Source organism: Sorangium sp. So ce426, from assembly GCF_051475585.1.
Taxonomy (GTDB): domain Bacteria; phylum Myxococcota_A; class Polyangia; order Polyangiales; family Polyangiaceae; genus Sorangium; species Sorangium cellulosum_B.
On the sequence record NZ_CP150341.1, the window covers coordinates 3,735,587 to 3,752,216 of the forward strand.

Annotated in this window: 9 protein-coding genes; 4 read left to right on the top strand and 5 right to left on the bottom strand. The window is 71.6% G+C overall.

Annotated elements, in window-relative coordinates:
* Positions 1-129 precede the first annotated feature (129 nt).
* A complete protein-coding gene (locus WMF44_RS14140; RefSeq protein ID WP_437299636.1) occupies positions 130-855 on the bottom strand; it encodes a hypothetical protein in 726 nt (241 codons plus the stop codon).
* 112 nt (positions 856-967) lie between these two features.
* On the opposite strand from WMF44_RS14140, the gene WMF44_RS14145 reads away from it, so the two are divergent.
* From WMF44_RS14145 to WMF44_RS14155, 3 genes are all read left to right on the top strand, one after another.
* The gene (locus tag WMF44_RS14145) at positions 968-1,972 is read left to right on the top strand and encodes a 3-oxoacyl-ACP synthase III family protein (RefSeq protein WP_437299637.1); all 1,005 of its coding nucleotides are present in this window, start codon (positions 968-970) and stop codon (positions 1,970-1,972) included.
* A gap of 240 nt (positions 1,973-2,212) precedes the next feature.
* Positions 2,213-4,399 carry a glycoside hydrolase family 3 N-terminal domain-containing protein gene (locus WMF44_RS14150; protein ID WP_437299638.1) on the top strand — a complete coding sequence of 729 codons (2,187 nt, stop codon included), beginning with the start codon at positions 2,213-2,215 and terminating at the stop codon, positions 4,397-4,399.
* A 214-nt stretch (positions 4,400-4,613) separates the two neighbouring features.
* Positions 4,614-8,516 (top strand): DUF2169 domain-containing protein, encoded by a 3,903-nt coding sequence (locus WMF44_RS14155; RefSeq protein ID WP_437299639.1) that lies wholly within the window; start codon positions 4,614-4,616, stop codon positions 8,514-8,516.
* A 10-nt stretch (positions 8,517-8,526) separates the two neighbouring features.
* Here the strand turns inward: WMF44_RS14155 and WMF44_RS14160 are convergent, their stop codons facing one another.
* Genes WMF44_RS14160 through WMF44_RS14170 form a run of 3 tightly spaced genes read right to left on the bottom strand, consistent with a single transcriptional unit; the run spans position 8,527 to position 11,775 of the window.
* Positions 8,527-8,937, bottom strand: coding sequence for a PAAR-like domain-containing protein (locus WMF44_RS14160; protein WP_437290455.1), 411 nt, complete (start codon positions 8,935-8,937; stop codon positions 8,527-8,529).
* A gap of 28 nt (positions 8,938-8,965) precedes the next feature.
* Entirely contained in the window at positions 8,966-9,841 is an 876-nt protein-coding gene (locus WMF44_RS14165) for a DUF3540 domain-containing protein (RefSeq protein WP_437299640.1), read from the bottom strand.
* Entirely contained in the window at positions 9,838-11,775 is a 1,938-nt protein-coding gene (locus WMF44_RS14170) for a pentapeptide repeat-containing protein (RefSeq protein WP_437299641.1), read from the bottom strand. Before WMF44_RS14170 ends, WMF44_RS14165 begins: the two co-directional genes overlap by 4 nt.
* Positions 11,776-11,901: 126 nt before the next feature.
* On the opposite strand from WMF44_RS14170, the gene WMF44_RS14175 reads away from it, so the two are divergent.
* Complete coding sequence (locus tag WMF44_RS14175) at positions 11,902-13,614, top strand: hypothetical protein (RefSeq protein ID WP_437299642.1); 1,713 nt, start codon at positions 11,902-11,904, stop codon at positions 13,612-13,614.
* A gap of 58 nt (positions 13,615-13,672) precedes the next feature.
* Here the strand turns inward: WMF44_RS14175 and WMF44_RS14180 are convergent, their stop codons facing one another.
* Positions 13,673-16,615, bottom strand: coding sequence for a type VI secretion system Vgr family protein (locus tag WMF44_RS14180; RefSeq protein WP_437299643.1), 2,943 nt, complete (start codon positions 16,613-16,615; stop codon positions 13,673-13,675).
* Positions 16,616-16,630: the final 15 nt, after the last annotated feature.

The window sequence follows — 16,630 nt, forward strand, 5'->3', positions numbered from 1 at the left end:
TCACACTACCACGGAGGGGCGCGGCCACACGAGGGGGGGCATGGCACGCGGCGCAGCGCCGGCTGAATGCGCTGCGTCGTACGCCGCTTCCCGCGCGTCAGGACGATGAACGCCGCGGCGCCTGCGACATCAGGGGGTGATGAGCTTGCAGTCCGACAGGAGCCCCGTGTACCAATCATCGGTCCTGTCGAGCCATGCGCCCTCGCTGGACCAACGGATGCCGGGCCGCTTCATCCTGCCTTCGACGGTGTAGGTGCACTTCACCGCGAACCGTGCGGACGGCAGCTTGCCCGAGGTGAGCGCGGGCTCGCTCCAGAGGCCGGCGGCGAGGAACTGGACGCGGTCCGTGGTCGTGTAAGGACGGAGCAGCTTTTTGTCGTCCGCGTCCCCCTTGGACCAACCCTTGGTGGGCGACTCGAACGCGCAGTGCCGGCCGCTGATCTCGTCGGCCGACCAGCAGGCGAGATCCTTGATGTCGGTGGACACGAGGGTGACCTCGACCTGGGACTTGTCCCCGGGTTTCCACTTGGGGCCGGCCGTGCCGGCCGCAGGCTCACGCCCGAAATAGGCGAAGGCCGCGGCGAGGCCGCCGATGATGATGAGGAACAGGATCATGCTCTTGCCGAGCGAGCCGCCCTGCGGTTGGGCGGCGGCGCGAGGCCGCGCGCCGGGCTTCTTGCCGGCCGGGCGCCGCGCTGCGCCAGCCTGCTTTGCAGGACGCGAGGCTCTGGCCGGCGCGGCGGCGTCGGCGCGGCCCTCGCCGTCCTCCTCGCTGCGGGTGTCCTGCGCGTCGGTTTCGCCGGGAGGCGCTTCGTCCGTGTCGGGGCGGTCTCTGTCTTCGGAGCTCGTAGCCATCGAGGCGCTTTATGTACCGGAGCGCGCCCGCGACTCAAGCATTCCGTGGACCGAGCGGCAGGGCACGATCGCCCGTTCCAACGAGCAGCCCTTGATGTAGGCTGCGGCCGCGATGACGTTCGATGCCAGAAATCCACGCGCGCGCATCCTCGGCACGGGCCGCTCCCTGCCGCTCGCCGTCCCGACGAGCGAGGCGCAGGGGAGCGCGCCGCCGGCGGACGGCGCGGCGGGCGACCCTGGCGCGAGCGACGAGCGGCGCCGCGTCGCGCCCGGCGAGCGGACGAGCGACCTGGCGGCGCGGGCGGCGAAGGCGGCCCTCGAGGCGGCCGGCGTCGGGCCGCGCGATCTCGAGATGATCATCCTCGCCACCTCGAGCGGCGACGCGCCGATGCCGGCGACCGCGGTGTACGTGCAGCAGAAGCTCGGCGCCGAGCACATCCCGTCGTTCGACCTCTCCGCGTCGCTGACGGGCTTCCTCTACGGGCTGTCGGTGGCGAACCAGTTCGTGACGGCGGGGACCATGAAGCACGTGCTCGTCATCGGCGCGGACCTGCTCTCCCGCCGCCTGGATCCGCGGGACAGGGCCGCGGCCCAGCTGTTCGGCGACGGCGCCGGCGCGGTGGTGATCGGGCCGGCGACCGACGACGGTCGGGGGATCCTGAGCGTCGGCTTGCGCGCCGACGGGAAGAGGGCCGATGTGCTCCAGGTGCCCGGCGGGGGATCCGCGGAGCCGCTCACCGTGGAGCGGCTCGCCGACCGGCGGCACTACCTGCGCGTGAAGCAGCCCGAGCTGCGGCAGGCCGCGGAGGAGCACCTCGGGGCCCACGCCCTCTCGGCGGTCGCGGCCGCCGGGCTTGCGCCCGCGGACGTCGACTGGGTGATCCCGCACCACGCCGACCCGCACCTCGTCGCCCTCCTCGCCGATCGCCTCGGGTGCTCGCCCGAGCGCGTCCTCGGCGCGGTCGACGGCGCCAGCGCGGCCGGGACCTGCGCGGGCTCGGTGGCCATGGCGCTCGACGAGGCGCTCCGCGATGGCCGGATCCTGCCCGGAAATCACGTGCTGCTGTGCGCGCTCGGCGGCGGCCTCACGTGGGGCAGCGCCGTGCTCCGCGTCTGAGGCGACGAGGGTCGGGGTCGCGGCGGCGGTGGGGGGATTCCCTCACCGTCGTGTAAGGATGGAACCGCCAAGTCGCCATGAGACGCCAAGATTTTGTGGTTTTCTTGGCGTCGCACGGCGACTTGGCCGTTTGAAAGACCCCACCTTCAGCCGAAGCACCCCACCGCGACGCTCGCGACGAGGGCGACGAGCGCGACGGTGGACTTGTCGCCGTGCGCTCCCCATCGTGCAGGAGAACCCATGAACGACGCTCCTCTCTACAAAGATGCCAAGCAGCCCGTGGGAAAGCGGGTGGAAGACCTCCTGAGTCGGATGACCCTGGACGAGAAGGTGGGGCAGCTCATGCAGCTCGACGCCCAGGGAGATCTGGAGGACGCGATCGGACGGATGAAGGTCGGCAGCCTCCTGCACTGCAACGGGAAGGACGCTGACACGGCGATCCGGCGCGCGCTGGACACCCGCCTTGGCATTCCGGTGCTGATGGCCGACGACGGGATCCACGGCCATTCCTTCTGGGCGGGCGCCACGATCTTCCCCACGCAGCTCGCCATGGCCTGCAGCTGGGATACGGGGCTCCTGGAGCAGGTCGCGCGGGTGACCGCCGCCGAGATGCGGGCCACGGGACTCAAGTGGACGTTCTCTCCCGTCCTGTGCCTCACACGCGATCTCCGCTGGGGCAGGGTGGGGGAGACATTCGGCGAGGATCCCTATCTGATCGGCGAGCTCGCCTGCGCGATGATCAAGGGCTATCAGGGCAAGGGCCTGGACGATCCGGACGCGGTGCTGGCGACAGCCAAGCACTACGCGGGGTACTCGGAGACGCTGGGCGGCCGCGACGCGTCGGAGGCGAACATCTCGCGGCGCTACCTGCGCTCGTATTTCCTGCCGCCCTTCGAGCGGGCCGCGAGGAGCGGCTGCATGGCCTTCATGACTGGATACCAGTCCATGGACGGGATCCCGGCCACCGCCAACCGCTGGCTCCTGACGGAGGTCCTCAAGGAGGAGTGGGGGTTCGAGGGGATCCTCGTGACCGACTGGAACAACGTTGGCAATCTCGTGCTCGATCAGAAGGTCTGCAAGGACATGGCCGAGGCGGCCACGGTGGCGGTCCGGAGCGGAAACGACCTGATGATGGCGACACCGCAGTTCTATGAGGGCGCCCAGGAGGCGGTGCGCCGCGGGCTCCTCGCCGAGGCGGAGATCGACGCGGTCGTGCGGCGCGTCCTGTCGCTCAAGTTCTCCCTGGGGCTCTTCGAGGACCCCGGGTACAGCAGCGAGCAGCGCATCCAGGAGATCATCGGGTGTGCGGCCCACCGGGACCTGAACCTCACGGTCGCGCGGGCGTCTCTCGTGCTGCTCAAGAACGACGGCCTCCTGCCGCTCGCGGAGGCGGCGACGTCGAGGCCCTCGCGGCGGATCGCGGTGATCGGCCCCAACGCGGACGACACGATCGCCCAGCTGGGCGACTGGTCGCTCGGCTCGGGCCAGATGAGCGGCGGCAACGGGCCGCAGCACCCCCGCTCGAGCATCGTCACGATCGTGGATGGGATACGGGAGCTCGCGCCCCCGGGGTGTGAGGTGGTCTATGCCGCGGGCTGCTCGGTTCTCAGCGAGGACGAGTCGGGCATCCCCAAGGCGGTCGAGCTGGCCCGGGGCGCAGACGCGGTGGTGCTGGTCCTGGGGGACAGGATCGAGCTCATCGGCGAGACGAAGAGCACGGCGACCCTCGAGCTCATGGGCGGACAGAGGGCCCTCTCGGACGCGATCGCCAGGACCGGCGTTCCCACGGTCGTTGTCCTCGTCAACAGCAAGCCGCTGGTCCTGCCGCGCTCGGCGCTCGGCGCGGCGGCGATCCTCGAGGCGTTCAACCCGGGGATGATGGGCGGGCGGGCCGTGGCCGAGGCGGTGTTCGGGAAGATCAACCCCTCTGGCAAGCTGACGATCTCGTTCCCCTACCACGTGGGCCAGCAGCCGATCTTCTACAACCAGGCCCGCGGCCAGCACGGGAGTCGCTACGCCGACCTCACGCAGGAGCCTGCGTTCGCCTTCGGCTTCGGCCTGAGCTACACGCGCTTCACCTACGGTGATCTGAAGGTCCTGACGCCGAGCGTGGAGCGAGGCGGCACGGCGTCGTTCGAGGTGACGATCACCAACGCTGGCGGGCGCGATGGCGTCGAGATCGCCCAGCTGTACATCGAAGATCTGGTGACGTCGTCCACGTGGGCGCAGAAGGAGCTGAAGGCCTTCCGCCGCGTGGGCCTGGCCGCGGGGGAGGCGCGCAAGGTGCGCTTCGACGTGCCCGTGGCGGAGCTGTCCCTGGTCGACGCGGAGGGGCGCCGCGCGGTGGAGCCGGGGGATTTCCGTGTCCACATCGGCTCGTCGTCCCGGCCGCAAGACCTGCTCAGCGCCGGCTTCGCCGTGGCGTGACGCCACGGCAGAGACACGGGAGGACACGGGAGAAGAGGACACGAGGGCGCGAGGAGCTCCAGGGATCTCGCGCCGGGTCGCCCAGGTTCGTCTCTCATCCCTATCTCCCGAGGATCACTGCTCCTCACCCCACGCAGGTCGAAGCGCGGAGCGGCCCCGCGTCGCCGAGGGGGGCGCATCCGCCGGCGCTCTCGGCTAGGGTGCCGGGCCGTTCATGCAGCTCATCTCCCTGTCCCCCCTGGCCGCCTCGGCGTTGCTCTGGCGAACGGCGAACGGACCCTGTGTGACCGTCGCCGTGAAGGCGACCTTCCAGCTCTCGCCCGACGGCGTCGCCGCGCTGGCCGCGCCGCTGCCGCTCTTCGACGACGTCTTCCACGAGCAGAACGCGGGCCGGAGCCTCTATGTCGCCTCGGATGCCGTGCCCCACAAGCCCCGCGCCGACGTCCTGCTCACCGGCAGCGCGTACGCCCCGCCCGGCCAGCGCGTGAGCCACCGGTGGGTGCGCCTCGCCGTCTTCGAAGTGCACGCGCACGGGCACGCGCCCGCGGTCGACAAGCGGCTCCAGGTCGTGGGCGAGCGGCAGCGCGATCCCGCGACCGGCCAGGTGACGGCGCCGGCCGCGTTCTCCAGGCTGCCCGTGCGCTACGAGCTCGCCTTCGGCGGCGCGCGCTGCCCCGAGAACCCTGTCGGAAGGGGGGCCGATCCCGCCGACCTCCGGCTGCCGAGCATCGTCAACCCCGCCGCGCCCGACGCCCCCGACGGCTTCGGGCCCATCTCGAGAGCGTGGCCGCAGCGGCGGCGCGCGCTCGGCGCGTGGGATCCCGCGAAGCTCCTGCGGCCCGTCCCGGAGCTCCCGATCGCCATGGACTGGGGCTACTTCAACGCGGCCCCGCGCGACCAGCAGGTACGCTACCTGCGCGGGGACGAGTGGATCCTGCTCGAAGGGCTCCACCCCACGGCCGCCCAGGTGCGCTCTCGCCTTCCCGGCGTGACGGCGCGCGTGCTCCTCCGCGCGCCGCGGCTCGCCGACCCCGCCGGCGTCGAGCTCACCGTGCGCTGCGACACGCTCTGGATCGACGCCGACGCGCTCCGTTGCACCCTGACGTGGCGCGCGTCCCTGGCCGTCGCGGAGCGCGCCCTGGAGGCCGTCGAGCGGGGCAGGATCCTGGTGACGCTGGCGCCCCTCGACGAGCGCGCGGCGTGGCCTGCGCCGGAGCCCGCCGCCGCGGCCGCGCCGCCGGTCGGCGCGACGACGGCGCCGCTGCCGGAGGGCGTGAGGCCGCCCGCGGGCGCGCGGCCATCGCTCCCGATCCCCGAGCCGGATCCGTCGGTTGTCCGCGGCATGAGCGCCGAGGAGTGGGCCGCGCGCGGCGCGGGCGCGGAGGCGGCGCGCCCGTCGCTCGACCTGACGCAGACGCGCCCCCTCGACCCCGCTGCCTTCGCCGAGGCCCTCCGCGCGTTCGACCCGGCGCCGCCCGGCGCCGTCGCCGCGGAGGCCTCGCAGGCGGGTCCCGGCGCCGGGGAGGCGGCCGGAGGCGCGGGCGCGCCGGCGCCGCCGGTGTCCGGGCAGCCGCCGGTGCTCGCGGACACGCGCGAGTTCAACCTCCAGGACGTGCTGCGCGGCGCGCGCCAGGAGGACGCGCCGTTCCCGATCGCGCCGCCCCGGCCCGCGGAGCAGGCCGAGCCCGCGCGGGCCCCCGCCGAGGTCTCGCTGGAGGCCCTCCGGCAGGCGTTCCCCGCCATGGCCGCGCACATCGCGGCGCACGCCGGCGCGCCGCTGCCCACGGCCACGCTGCCGCTGCCCGAGCCGGAGCCGTCGAAGCCGACCAGCGAGGATCTCGCCGGCTCGCCCGACCTGCCGCCGCCCGCGAGGACGACCGAGCACGTCCCGATCCTGAACATCACCCCGTTCGCCGCGTTCACCGTCCCCTGGCAGGCCCGGCCGCCGAGGGACTCGCTCACCGTCGTGGTCAAGGGCACCTTCGACCTCGTGCCCGGGGCGCCGGCGGCGATCGCGGCCGATCAGGAGCTCCCCGGCGGCGACGTCCACGTCGACGACGACCCCGCGAAGAGCCTCCGTTACCCGTCCGATTTCGCGATCTTCAAGCCGAGAGCCGACGTCCTGCTGGTCGGGCACGCGCACCGCGCCAGCGACGGCGACGCCACGGCGCTCGTCCGGCTGCGCCTCGGCGACGCGCTCGACCGCTCCGTCGCGGCCGTCGGCCCGCGCCGCTGGGACGCGCTCGGCGCGCCCACCGCGCCCGGGACGTGGGACCGCATCCCGCTCCGCTTCGAGAGCGCCTTCGGCGGCGCCGGGTTCGGCCCGAACCCCGTCGGGAACGGGTACGGCGCGCGGGCAGGCGGCGCGCTCCCGTCGCTCGAGCTGCCGGATCGGGTGATCCGCTCGGCGGGCGACAGGCCCTCTCCGGCGTGCTTCGCGCCGATCGCGGCGACGTGGAGCGAACGCCTCGAGAAGATCGGGTCGTACGGCGAGCGCTGGAGGAAGACGCGCTGGCCGTTCTTTCCCGACGACTTCGACTGGACCTTCTTCAACGCCGCGCCCGCGGAGCAGCAGATCGCCTATCCCCGGGGGGACGAGCCGTTCGAGCTCTGGTCCGTGCGCCCGGAGGGCGAGGTCGTCCGGGGGCGGCTGCCCGAGCTGCGGGTCCGCGCGTTCAAGCAGGCGACGGGGGAGGCCGGCGGCGGGTTCTCCGAGGTCCCGATGCGGCTCGACACCGTGTGGTTCGACGCCGACGCGCTCCGGCTCGTGCTGGTCTGGCGGGGCCTGCTCGACGTGGCCGACGAGGACGCTTCCGAGATCGCGTCGCTGTTCGTCCTGAGCGAGCCGATGGCGCAGGGCGGGGCGAAGAGCGAGCCGACGGCGAAGCGCGACGCGCGGGCGCGCTTCTTCGCGGAGCTCGCGGCGCGCGAGGCGGCCGAGGCGCCGGCGGCAGGCGAGGAGGGGGCGGCGAACGACGCCGCGGCCGAGGAGGGCGAATCGGCCCTCGAGGCGCGCATCGCCGAGGCGCTCGCCCAGGCGCGCGCGCGGCGGCGCACGGCGGCCGGGAGCGGCGCGGCGGCGGGGGCTGTCGCGGCGGGGGCTGCCGCGGCGGAGGCTGCCGCAGCGCCGGCGCAGGCGGAAGGCGACGTCCCCCCGCGAGAAGAGGCGGCTCCCAGCGATCCCGTGGCGGCGCCGCCGGCCGCCTGCCGCGACGCCGTCCTCGAGCTCCTTCGCCTCGGCGAGCCGCTCGCCGGCATGGACCTGACCGGCATCGACCTGTCCGGCGCGGACCTCGCCGGGGCCGATCTGGGCGGCGTCATCCTGAAGCGGGCGAACCTCCGGGGCGCCCGCATGGACGGCGCGCGGCTCGTCGAGGCCGTGCTCGCGGAGGCCGACGCCGAGGGCGCGCGCTTCGAGGGAGCCGACCTCACCCGGGCCGACCTCACCGGCGCGAGCGTCAAGGCCGCGCGCTTCGCGGGCGCCGTCCTGGAGCTCGCGGCCGCGGCGGAGGCGCGCTGCGACGGCGCCGTCTTCGAGGGGGCCCGGGCGCCCGGCGCCAGCTTCGCGGGGGCCACGCTCACGAGGGTCTGCTTCGATCGCGCGGACCTCACCGGCGCCGAGATGATGCAGGCCTCCCTCGACGAGGCGAGCTTCCGCGACGCGACGCTCGATGATGTAAAAATTTACGGTGCTACAGGAGCGCGCGTCACCCTGGACGGGGCTTCGGTCGCCGACCTCCGCGCCGACGACGTGGTCCTCCGGAACGGGTCGTTCCGTCGCGCGCGGGGCCCGGGCTCCGTGTGGGAGGGCGCCGACCTCACCGAGGGCGTCTTCGCGGGCGCGGCGCTCCCGGAGGCGAGCTTCACCCGGGCGGCGCTCGACCGGGCCACCTTCGAGGGCGCCGACCTCGTCGACGCCCGCTTCCGCAAGGCGCGGCTCCGCGGCGCGCGCCTGCGCCAGGCGAACCTGATGCGCGCCGCCTTCGACAGCGCCGATCTCGAGGGGGCCGACCTGCGCGGCGCCAACCTGTATCAGGCGGAGACCTGGAAGGCGCGCACGGCCGAACTCCACATCGCGGAGGCCTTCACGGCAGGGACCAAGCTGGAGGAGCGATGAGCGGCGCGGATCACACCGCCACGAACACCTTCACCTGCGAGGGCGCGACGTGGGCGCCGGCGGGCATGTTCGCGTTCGAGCCGTTATGGGCCGACATCGCGGTGTGATAGACGATCTTCTTCCCCTTGGCGTAGACCTTCGAGCTCGCGCGCTTGAAGGTCACCTGCCCGCGGTTCACGTTCGAGACCATCCCGCCGAGCGTGCCGGCCTCATCACCCTTGCTGCTCGGCATCTTCGACGCCTCCGTCACGGTCTCCTTCTTCTGGACGAGCACCTTGGAGACGGTCGACTCGCAGCCGTTCAGCGTCCCGATGTTCGGGAACGGCGTCGGCACGGGGGGCGCCGGCGGCGCTGGCACCTTGCACACGTCCGGCATGGCGAAGCACATGCCGCCGGCCTTCGTCGCTGCGGGCATCTTCATCCCGGGATCCCTCCACTTCCACGCTGGCTCATCCGAGCAGCACGCGCTCGCCGTCGATCGATGTCTCCTTCTTCGAGACCATCGATGTCCGATCGCTGACGAGCTGATACGCCTCGCGGATGAGCGAGCGCGCGCGCCTCGCCCGGGTCTGGAGCAGCCCGTCGACGTCGCGGTAAGCGTCCTTTGCCCGCTCGATCAGCCGCTCGGCCTGGATCTCCATCCGGCCGGCGGTGGCGGCGATCTGCGCGGCGGTCGTGGCGATCCGCTCGGCGAGCACGGTCGCCTCGGTCGCGTGGAGCGACGCCCTCTCCGAGGTGACGTCGACCGCCGCCGCGGACACGCGCACGGCCGCCCGCTCCACCACGAGCGCCGGCTCGCCGCCCTCGCCGACCTCGCTCGCCACGCGCCGCCCCGCCCGGTGCCGGACATCGCGCCGCGCGCGGAGCTCCACGTCCGTGGCCGCCTCCACGACGACCTTCCCTCGCGGCGCCGCGAGCGTCAGGTCCCCCGCGGGAGCGGCGACGCGCGCCGCGCCCGTCGCGGCGTCGTACGTGACCGCGACAGCGCCCGACGCGTCCCGGATCGCGATCGTGCTCCCCTCGGCCGACGCCGTGGCCCCCTCCGCCGTGTGGATCACGGGCCCTCGGGCGGCGAGAAGAATGCCGACGATGTAAAAATCCGATGTGGTTACGTGTTTCGAGACGAGCACCCTGTCGCCGGGGGTGGCCTTGTAGCCGGGCACGGCGAGCCGCGCGCGCGCCGTGACGCCCTCGACGCCGGGGGCGCCGGGCCGGACCAGGCGCACGACGGCGCGCGCGGCGTCTTCCAGGTCGACGAGGGTGGCCTCGAGCACGCCGCCCGGGGAGGGCTCGTGTTCCAGGGCGACAGCGTCGTTCGCGTTCATCGGGTCTCCGTCTGGAAGTCTTCCGCGCGCGCGCGGTCAGGGTCGGTGTTCTTCATGTTGCGGGTGCGCACCCCGAGCAGCTCGGCGTCATCGAGCCTGGCCCGGTGCAGGTCGGCGCCCTCGAGGTTGGCGTTCGCGAGGTGAGCGCGCTCGAGGCGCGCGTGCGAGAGATCGGCCAGCGAGAGATCGGCGTTCGTCATCACCGCGTCGCGCAGGTCCGCGCCCGGGAGCCTCGCCGCGCCGAGGCTGGCCTCGCGCAGGTGGGCGCGGCGCAGCGCGGCGTCGTTGAGCGCGGCGTCGGAGAGGTCGGCGCGGGAGAGATCGGCGCCGTCGAGGATCGCCCTCCTGAGGTTCGCGGCGGGGGCGCGCAGGCCCGCGAGCTTCGCGCCCTTCAGATCGGCGCCTTCGAGGTTGAGCTGAGAGGCCTCCACCGAGGTGAGGTTGGCGCCGCGGAGGTTCGCGCCCGACAGCGTGGCATTCGTCAGGACGCAGCCGCGGAGATCGGCGCCCTCGCCGTTCGCGTCGCAGAGGAGCGATTGTTCGAGCACCGCGCCGGCGAGCTGCATGGTGCGGAGATCGGCGCCGGAGAGGTCGGCCGCGAAGAGCCGTGTCCGGCGGAGGTCGGCCCCGGCGATGGCGGCGGTGGACAGGGCGGCTTCCGAGAGATCGGCGTCGGAGAGATCGGCCTCGGTGAGGTCGACGTCGGCGAGCTGCGCCCCGCGGAAGGCGGCGCCGCCGAGCTTCGCGCTGGCGAGGCAGGCGCCGGAGAGGTCGGCGTCCGAGAGGTCGGCGCCCGCGAGGCCTTCGCCGCGCAGGTCGGCCTCGGCGAGATCGGCGCCGGAGAGGTTCACGCCGGCCCACGAGAGGCCCCGGAGCGCCGCCTTGCCGAGGGACACGCCGGCGAGGTCGAGGCCGCGCAGGTCGACGCCCGCGAGGCGGACGCCCTCGAGCGAGCAGCCCTCGAGCTTCGCGCCGGCGAGAGACGCCTCGTCGAGGGTGGCGCCGGCGAGGTTGGCGTTGCGGAGATCGGCGCCGTCGAGGGAGGCGCCGGTGAGGTCCGCCCCGGCGAGCGAGGCGCCGCGGGCCCGCCAGCGCTGGAGCTGGGCGCCCCGGAGCGAGGAGCCGTCGAGGACGAGCCCGTCGCAGCTCGCGCCGGAGAGGTCGGCCCGGGCGAGGTCGCACTGGACGAGGCGCGCGCCCTCGATCGCGGTGCGGCGGAGATCGATCGCGGTGAGCCGGGAGGCGTGGAGCTCGGCGCCCGCGAGGGACGCCGGGGGGCCCGAGGCGGAGAAGTCGAGTCCGGCGGCGGCGGCGCGCAGGAGATCGGCGCCGCCGAGGAGGAGGCCTGTCGTGATTGCGGCGCGGAGATCGACGTCGCGGAGCGAGGCGCCCGTGAGGTCGGCGGAGGAGAGATCGGCGCCGTCGACGGCGGCGCGGTCGAGGCGGGCGCCCTGGGCGTCGCAGCGCTGGAGGCGCGCGCCGGAGAGGACGGCGTCGTGGAGCTCGGCCTTGTGGAGGCGCGTGGCGCGGAGATCGGCTCGCTCCAGGAGCGCGCCGGAGAGCTTGGCGCCGGTGAGGTCGACCTGGTGGAGGGAGGCGCCGGTGAGGACAGCGTCGCGCAGATCGGCGCCCGCGAGGCGGCAGGCCTCGCCGGGAGGGCCGCCGAGGAGGGCGCCTGTGAGGTCGGCGTCGGTGAGGTCGGCGCCCTCGAGGTTCACGTTGCGGAAGATGGCGCCGGAGAGCGTGGCGCCGGCGAGGTTCGCGCCGCGCAGATCGACGTCCTGCCAGAGGGCCTGCGAGAGATCGGCGCCGCGGAGATCGATGCCGGGGGCGACGGCGCCCGAGATGCGGCTGCCGGCGAGCTCGCCGCGCTGGCTCTTCTGCAAGAGCTCGGCAGGCGTCGGGGGTGAGCCGTGGTTGCGCTGCGCGGGCATGGTCAGGGCGAGGCTAGGCCATCGCGCGGGGGGTGTCACTGAGGTAGCGTGCAGCCTGAAGGGCCTTCGCTGGCGTTGCTGGGGGGCGTTGGCTGGGAGCGGGGGAGGGGAGAGGAGCGGAGAGGCATGATCAGCGTCGCGGTGAGGATCGAGACGGAGTGCGGCACCTGCAGGATGCCGATGCCGGTCAACACGCTGGCTCGCGAGGTGGGCTGCCCGAGCTGCGGGAGGTCGACGGAGGTGAGCGACGATGTCTGGCAGGCGCTGCTGCGCGATCCGGTCTACGACGGGCCGAGGATGCTGGCGAACGAGGGGCGACAGTGCGCTGCGAGGAAGCTCTCTGCCGTTTACACCCGGCGCGGTCCGTGCTGCCAGGGATGCGAGGAGGAGATCCCCGTCGCGAGCATCGTGGAGGTGCGGGAGCAGGCGATGCTCCGGTGTGACCGCTGCGCCAAGCAGGCCTGGGTGCGACGGGTGCCGGTGGAGCTCGCGGGAGCGCTCCCGAACATCACGCACCTCGTGGGCGAAGATCCTGACTCGCCCGCCATGGCGCAGGCAAATGCGGCGGAGGCGGCGACGTTTCCATGCCCGCAGTGCGGCTCACCGGTCGCGTTCGACGGCGTGAACCGAGCGTACACGTGCCGCTTCTGCAGCGCGAACGTGCACGTGCCGGACGAGTTCGTGTACCGGGGGCGAAGGAAGGTGGCGGCGAGCTGGTTTCTCATCTTTCATCCGTCGATCGCCGACAGCGCACCGGCCCCGCAGGCCGTCGCCGCAGGGCTGTTCGATTGGGAAGAGCCGCCTATGGCGGCGGTCGATGCGCAGGGCAACCTCTACTGTGCGGCGAGGCTGCTGCACTGGGTCTCCGTTGGTACACATCTCGCCCGGGAAAAGCACGAGAGCGTACTCTGGTGCATCGATCCATCGATGAACGTCCGCTGGCTACAGCGCGGTCGATCGCGGGCTGTGCACCTCGTGCTCTCTCCGAACGGCACACTCCTCGTCACGGATCGGCAGACGTCGGTCCAGCCCTGGCTTTCGGGCAGAACCGGTACGCCTACCGGAGAACCAGCACATATGGTGAAGGAGAGCGATGGCGGTTTGTCCGATTGCGACGACTTGGCTTGCGGTCGCGATGGCTCCCTCCTGATCCTGGACGGCGGTGTCCTCCGGCGGCTCTCGCCGGATGGGGCGGAGTTGCCTCTCTGGACTGGCGGCGCTCCAGGGAGTGTGGATCTCACCGAGATCGCAGGCGGGCTCAAGCGTCTTCAGTGCGGGACGGACGGGTCGATCTTTCTCCTGTGTAGCGCGTCGATCGTGCGTTTTGATGCGAATGGGCGCGAGATCTACCGCGCGGAGTTCTCTTCGGAGCCTCCAGATCCTCGATATCGCACGCTCGGCGTCGACCGCAACGGCAATGCCTACGTCCTCAGGAGCGGACAGCTCGCGCGGATCAGCGCGACGGGTGAGCTGTCCGTCGTCTTGGAGTCAAAGCGCGACAGGCTGCCGCAACCGGAGATGAGCATTGCTGTGTGCCCCGATGGATCGTACTGGCTCTTTGGTAGGGACGGGCGCGCCTGGAGGTTTGACCACGACGGCGAGCTTCTCTTCGCGAGCGAAAAGGAGTCCAGACCCAAGAAGTTGACGTGCCAACAAGTCGTCGAGCGACAGATGGATGCGGTCAAGGCCAAGACCCAGGCAGAGCACGAAGCATCGGAGCGGCTCATGCGTGAGCGGAGAGCAGAGGCAGCGAGAGTTGAGCGGATCGTTGGGATTGTTGCAGCTATCGTTGTGCTGGGGCTCTTGGCGCTGCTGATGGCCGCTGCTGCGGCGTCGTAGATCGATCTATGGCGCAGGAGCGTCGGGCTCCTGTTCAATCAGATCCTGTACGCGTCTGCTAGCCGAGGTCGATCCGGCCGCCACGGATAGTTACCCTGGAAGAAGAGCACGCGACGCTGGTCCCGCCTTTTACCAGCTTGGCTGCGCTGGCCCCCAGGACACACTGGGAACCTCCGTTCTTTACCGACACAGTCCCGCCCTTGACTGACAGGCCGTCCGTTTTTGAGCCGACCATGACGTTGCCAGGCTTTGCGCTCATTCCCCATCCGCCGCCCATGACTTCCGCGAATTTCCCCCCGTGGACCTTCGCGTCGCCGGCGGCAGCGAGATGGATGTTGGCCCCCTTTTCCTGGAGGTCTCCCGCTGCTTTTATGCTCGTGTTTCCGGTCGCTTGTATGTCAAGAGTGGCCTTCGACTTGAGTTGAGCGCCGCCCACTGCGCTTATGGTGAGCGAGGAGGCTGTCGTGATTCGCATGGCACCTCCGCTGTGCGTCTTGGAAGTGCCCACTGTCTTGGACACATAACTGTCGAGCGCGAGGATGTCGACCTTCTTCCCAGTGATGAGCGCCGCGGCGGCGCCTGCAACGGAGACTTTGCCCAAAGATTTCAGCATGGCGATCGCGCCGCCAGAGACGATGGCGTTGCCAGCGGAGGAGAGCGTCGCGGACGCGGCGCCGCCGACGAACGCGTCGACCTTGCCCATCAGCACCGCTGAGTTGTCCCCGCCTCCGAGGAAGAAGGGGGTGCCCATGCCAGGTATGACCGCCGAGACGCGAGGGACCGCGGCGATCCCGTTGGCCGCGCCGATCATGCTGTTCGCAATTCCGACTTGCGCGACTTCCATCGCCTTCCCGGCCTTCTTCGCGGCGTCGCTCAGCAGTTCGACTCCGGCCTTCTTGCCCTCGCGGAGCGCCTTCGCGGCCCCGCTGGTCCCCGATACGATGTCATGCACGATCCCGGCTTTTCTTCGCCCCTGTTCTTCTTCGGCGATCTTCTTCGCCAGATCCTCGGCTCTCTTCTTCGCGTCAGCGTGTTGTTTGGTGGCTGCGACCGCTGCCTCGTACTCGGGGGCCTCTTTCTCCCATTCTTCCTTCGTCATGGCCCTGAGCAACCCGTAATGATCCTTCTTCGGCGGCGGGTTATTCTCCGGGTAAGGAGCCTTCGCCTGGGCCGCCGCGCGCACCCTCTTCATGTGCTCCTCCGCGACGACGACCTCCTCGTTCGCCTTCGCCTGCTGCATCGCGTCCCATTTCTTCGGTAGTTCGAGCGCGGTCTTCGCGACGCCGAGGATGTCGTCCACGATCTTATGATGCTTGTCATCGGTCAGCGCCTTTGAGAACGCTTGCGCGGCAGTTGCGTACTGTGTGATGCTCGAGGAGGCCACGACGGACGCGATGTCCGTGAGGGTCGTGGCGACCGACGTCAATGTGCTGACGCCGGCAGCGCCGAGCGCCGTGATCGCCTCCTTCGTGGTGAGCGCCGCGCCGGACTCCGGCGTGTTCGGGGATCCGAGCTGGAAGGTCGCGCCGCCGTACGGCGTCGAGAGCTTGATGCGCTCCTCGCCCTCGTTGTCGTCGATGTTGATCTCGTTGCCGCCGCCGGTCCGGATGACGTTCCTGCGCCCGTTCTTCGCGTCGACGGTGCTCGGTGTGCGGGGGTTCGGCACGGCGCCTGCGATGATGGGCCGGTCTGGATCGCCGTCGATGAAGGTGAGGATCACCTCCACCCCGCTCCGCAGGGGGAAGTGGAACCCGTAGCCCGCACCGGTATGGGGCTGGGCCATGCGGATGAGCCTCGATGCCTTGCCATCCTCGGCGCTGCTGGTGTCGAACAGGAAGCGGACGCGGTAGCGGCCGCTCTCGTCGACCTCGGCGTACTGGCCTTTCTCCGCGGCGTCGATGACGCCGGTGATGACGCCGTGCACCTTCGGCTTCGGCGTCACGCGCGGCGGGCGGTACGTGGTCGCATAGGGGATCGCCCGGAACTCGTTGGCGTAAGCGCGCTCCTCGCCCGTGCCCGCGTTGAGCGTCGCCTGCTGGAGCCGGTGGCGCACCTCGACGAGCAGCAACTCGATGTCGCCGCGCGGGTGTCCCTCGAGCGTGAGCTTCGCCCCGGCGCCGAGGGCCTGCTCGTCGCTGGCTCCCTCGAACACCCTGCGGCCGGCGCGCAGCTCCTCCGCGCGGAGGACCGCGATGCGCTCGCCTTCGTCGGGGGTCTTGAAATGAGCGCCGTACTCGACGACGTCGCCGCCCGACGCGGGCGAGACGGTCGCCGCGGCCATCAAGGGCACGTGCGGTGTGCGGTAGTTATAGTCCTTCACCACGTACCGGCTCGGGACGGTGCGCGTCGTGCCCTCCAGGCGGTGGACGCCGATGCAATCGCCGCGCGGGTAGAAGTGCGCGCGCCCGTCGCCGGCGACCGGCTGAAAGCCGCTGTTCGTGTCGGAGAAGACCACGACGTCGCGGCCGTCGCGGTGCTCGAAGAAGAACGAGATGCCGAGGTGCTCGGCGAGGCGCGAGACGAACTGGAGGTCGGTCTCCTTGTACTGCACGACGTACTCGCGCGGCGGGTACGTCGAGACCAGGCGGAGCTCGAAGTCGTCGCCCTCGTGGAGACCGGCCCGCTCGAGCTTCTTCTTGATGATCTCCGGGACCGAGAGATCCATGAAGATCTCCGACGTTTCGGTGAGCGTCAGCCGGAAGGCGCGGGGCACGAAGGTGAGCGTGTACGCCATGTGCAGCGTCTCGGTGTGGAGCGCGTCGCGCACGACGGAGATGACGCCGAAGAGACGCCGCTCCTCGCGGTCGCCCCTCAGGAACACGAGCGCGGCGGGCTCGGCGAGGAGCGCCTCCTCGTCGAGCCCCTCGGGGCTCTTGCACACGACGTGGAGCTGGAACTCGAACGGCTGCGAGATGACCTCGCGCCCGGTGAGGTCGTGGAGCTCGACCGCGTCGGCCGAGAAAGCACGCGAGTCCAGGCGAGCAGAGAGGATGTCCTTCATGAGCGTCCCTCGGGT

What these genes read in the sequence shown, in the direction of transcription:
- WMF44_RS14160 (WP_437290455.1), bottom strand. Translation starts at nt 8,937, where the DNA reads ATGAAGATGCCCGCAGCGACGAAGGCCGGCGGCATGTGCTTCGCCATG.
- WMF44_RS14155 (WP_437299639.1), top strand. Translation starts at nt 4,614, where the DNA reads ATGCAGCTCATCTCCCTGTCCCCCCTGGCCGCCTCGGCGTTGCTCTGG.
- WMF44_RS14150 (WP_437299638.1), top strand. Translation starts at nt 2,213, where the DNA reads ATGAACGACGCTCCTCTCTACAAAGATGCCAAGCAGCCCGTGGGAAAG.
- WMF44_RS14175 (WP_437299642.1), top strand. Translation starts at nt 11,902, where the DNA reads ATGATCAGCGTCGCGGTGAGGATCGAGACGGAGTGCGGCACCTGCAGG.
- WMF44_RS14180 (WP_437299643.1), bottom strand. Translation starts at nt 16,615, where the DNA reads ATGAAGGACATCCTCTCTGCTCGCCTGGACTCGCGTGCTTTCTCGGCC.
- WMF44_RS14170 (WP_437299641.1), bottom strand. Translation starts at nt 11,775, where the DNA reads ATGCCCGCGCAGCGCAACCACGGCTCACCCCCGACGCCTGCCGAGCTC.
- WMF44_RS14145 (WP_437299637.1), top strand. Translation starts at nt 968, where the DNA reads ATGACGTTCGATGCCAGAAATCCACGCGCGCGCATCCTCGGCACGGGC.
- WMF44_RS14165 (WP_437299640.1), bottom strand. Translation starts at nt 9,841, where the DNA reads ATGAACGCGAACGACGCTGTCGCCCTGGAACACGAGCCCTCCCCGGGC.
- WMF44_RS14140 (WP_437299636.1), bottom strand. Translation starts at nt 855, where the DNA reads ATGGCTACGAGCTCCGAAGACAGAGACCGCCCCGACACGGACGAAGCG.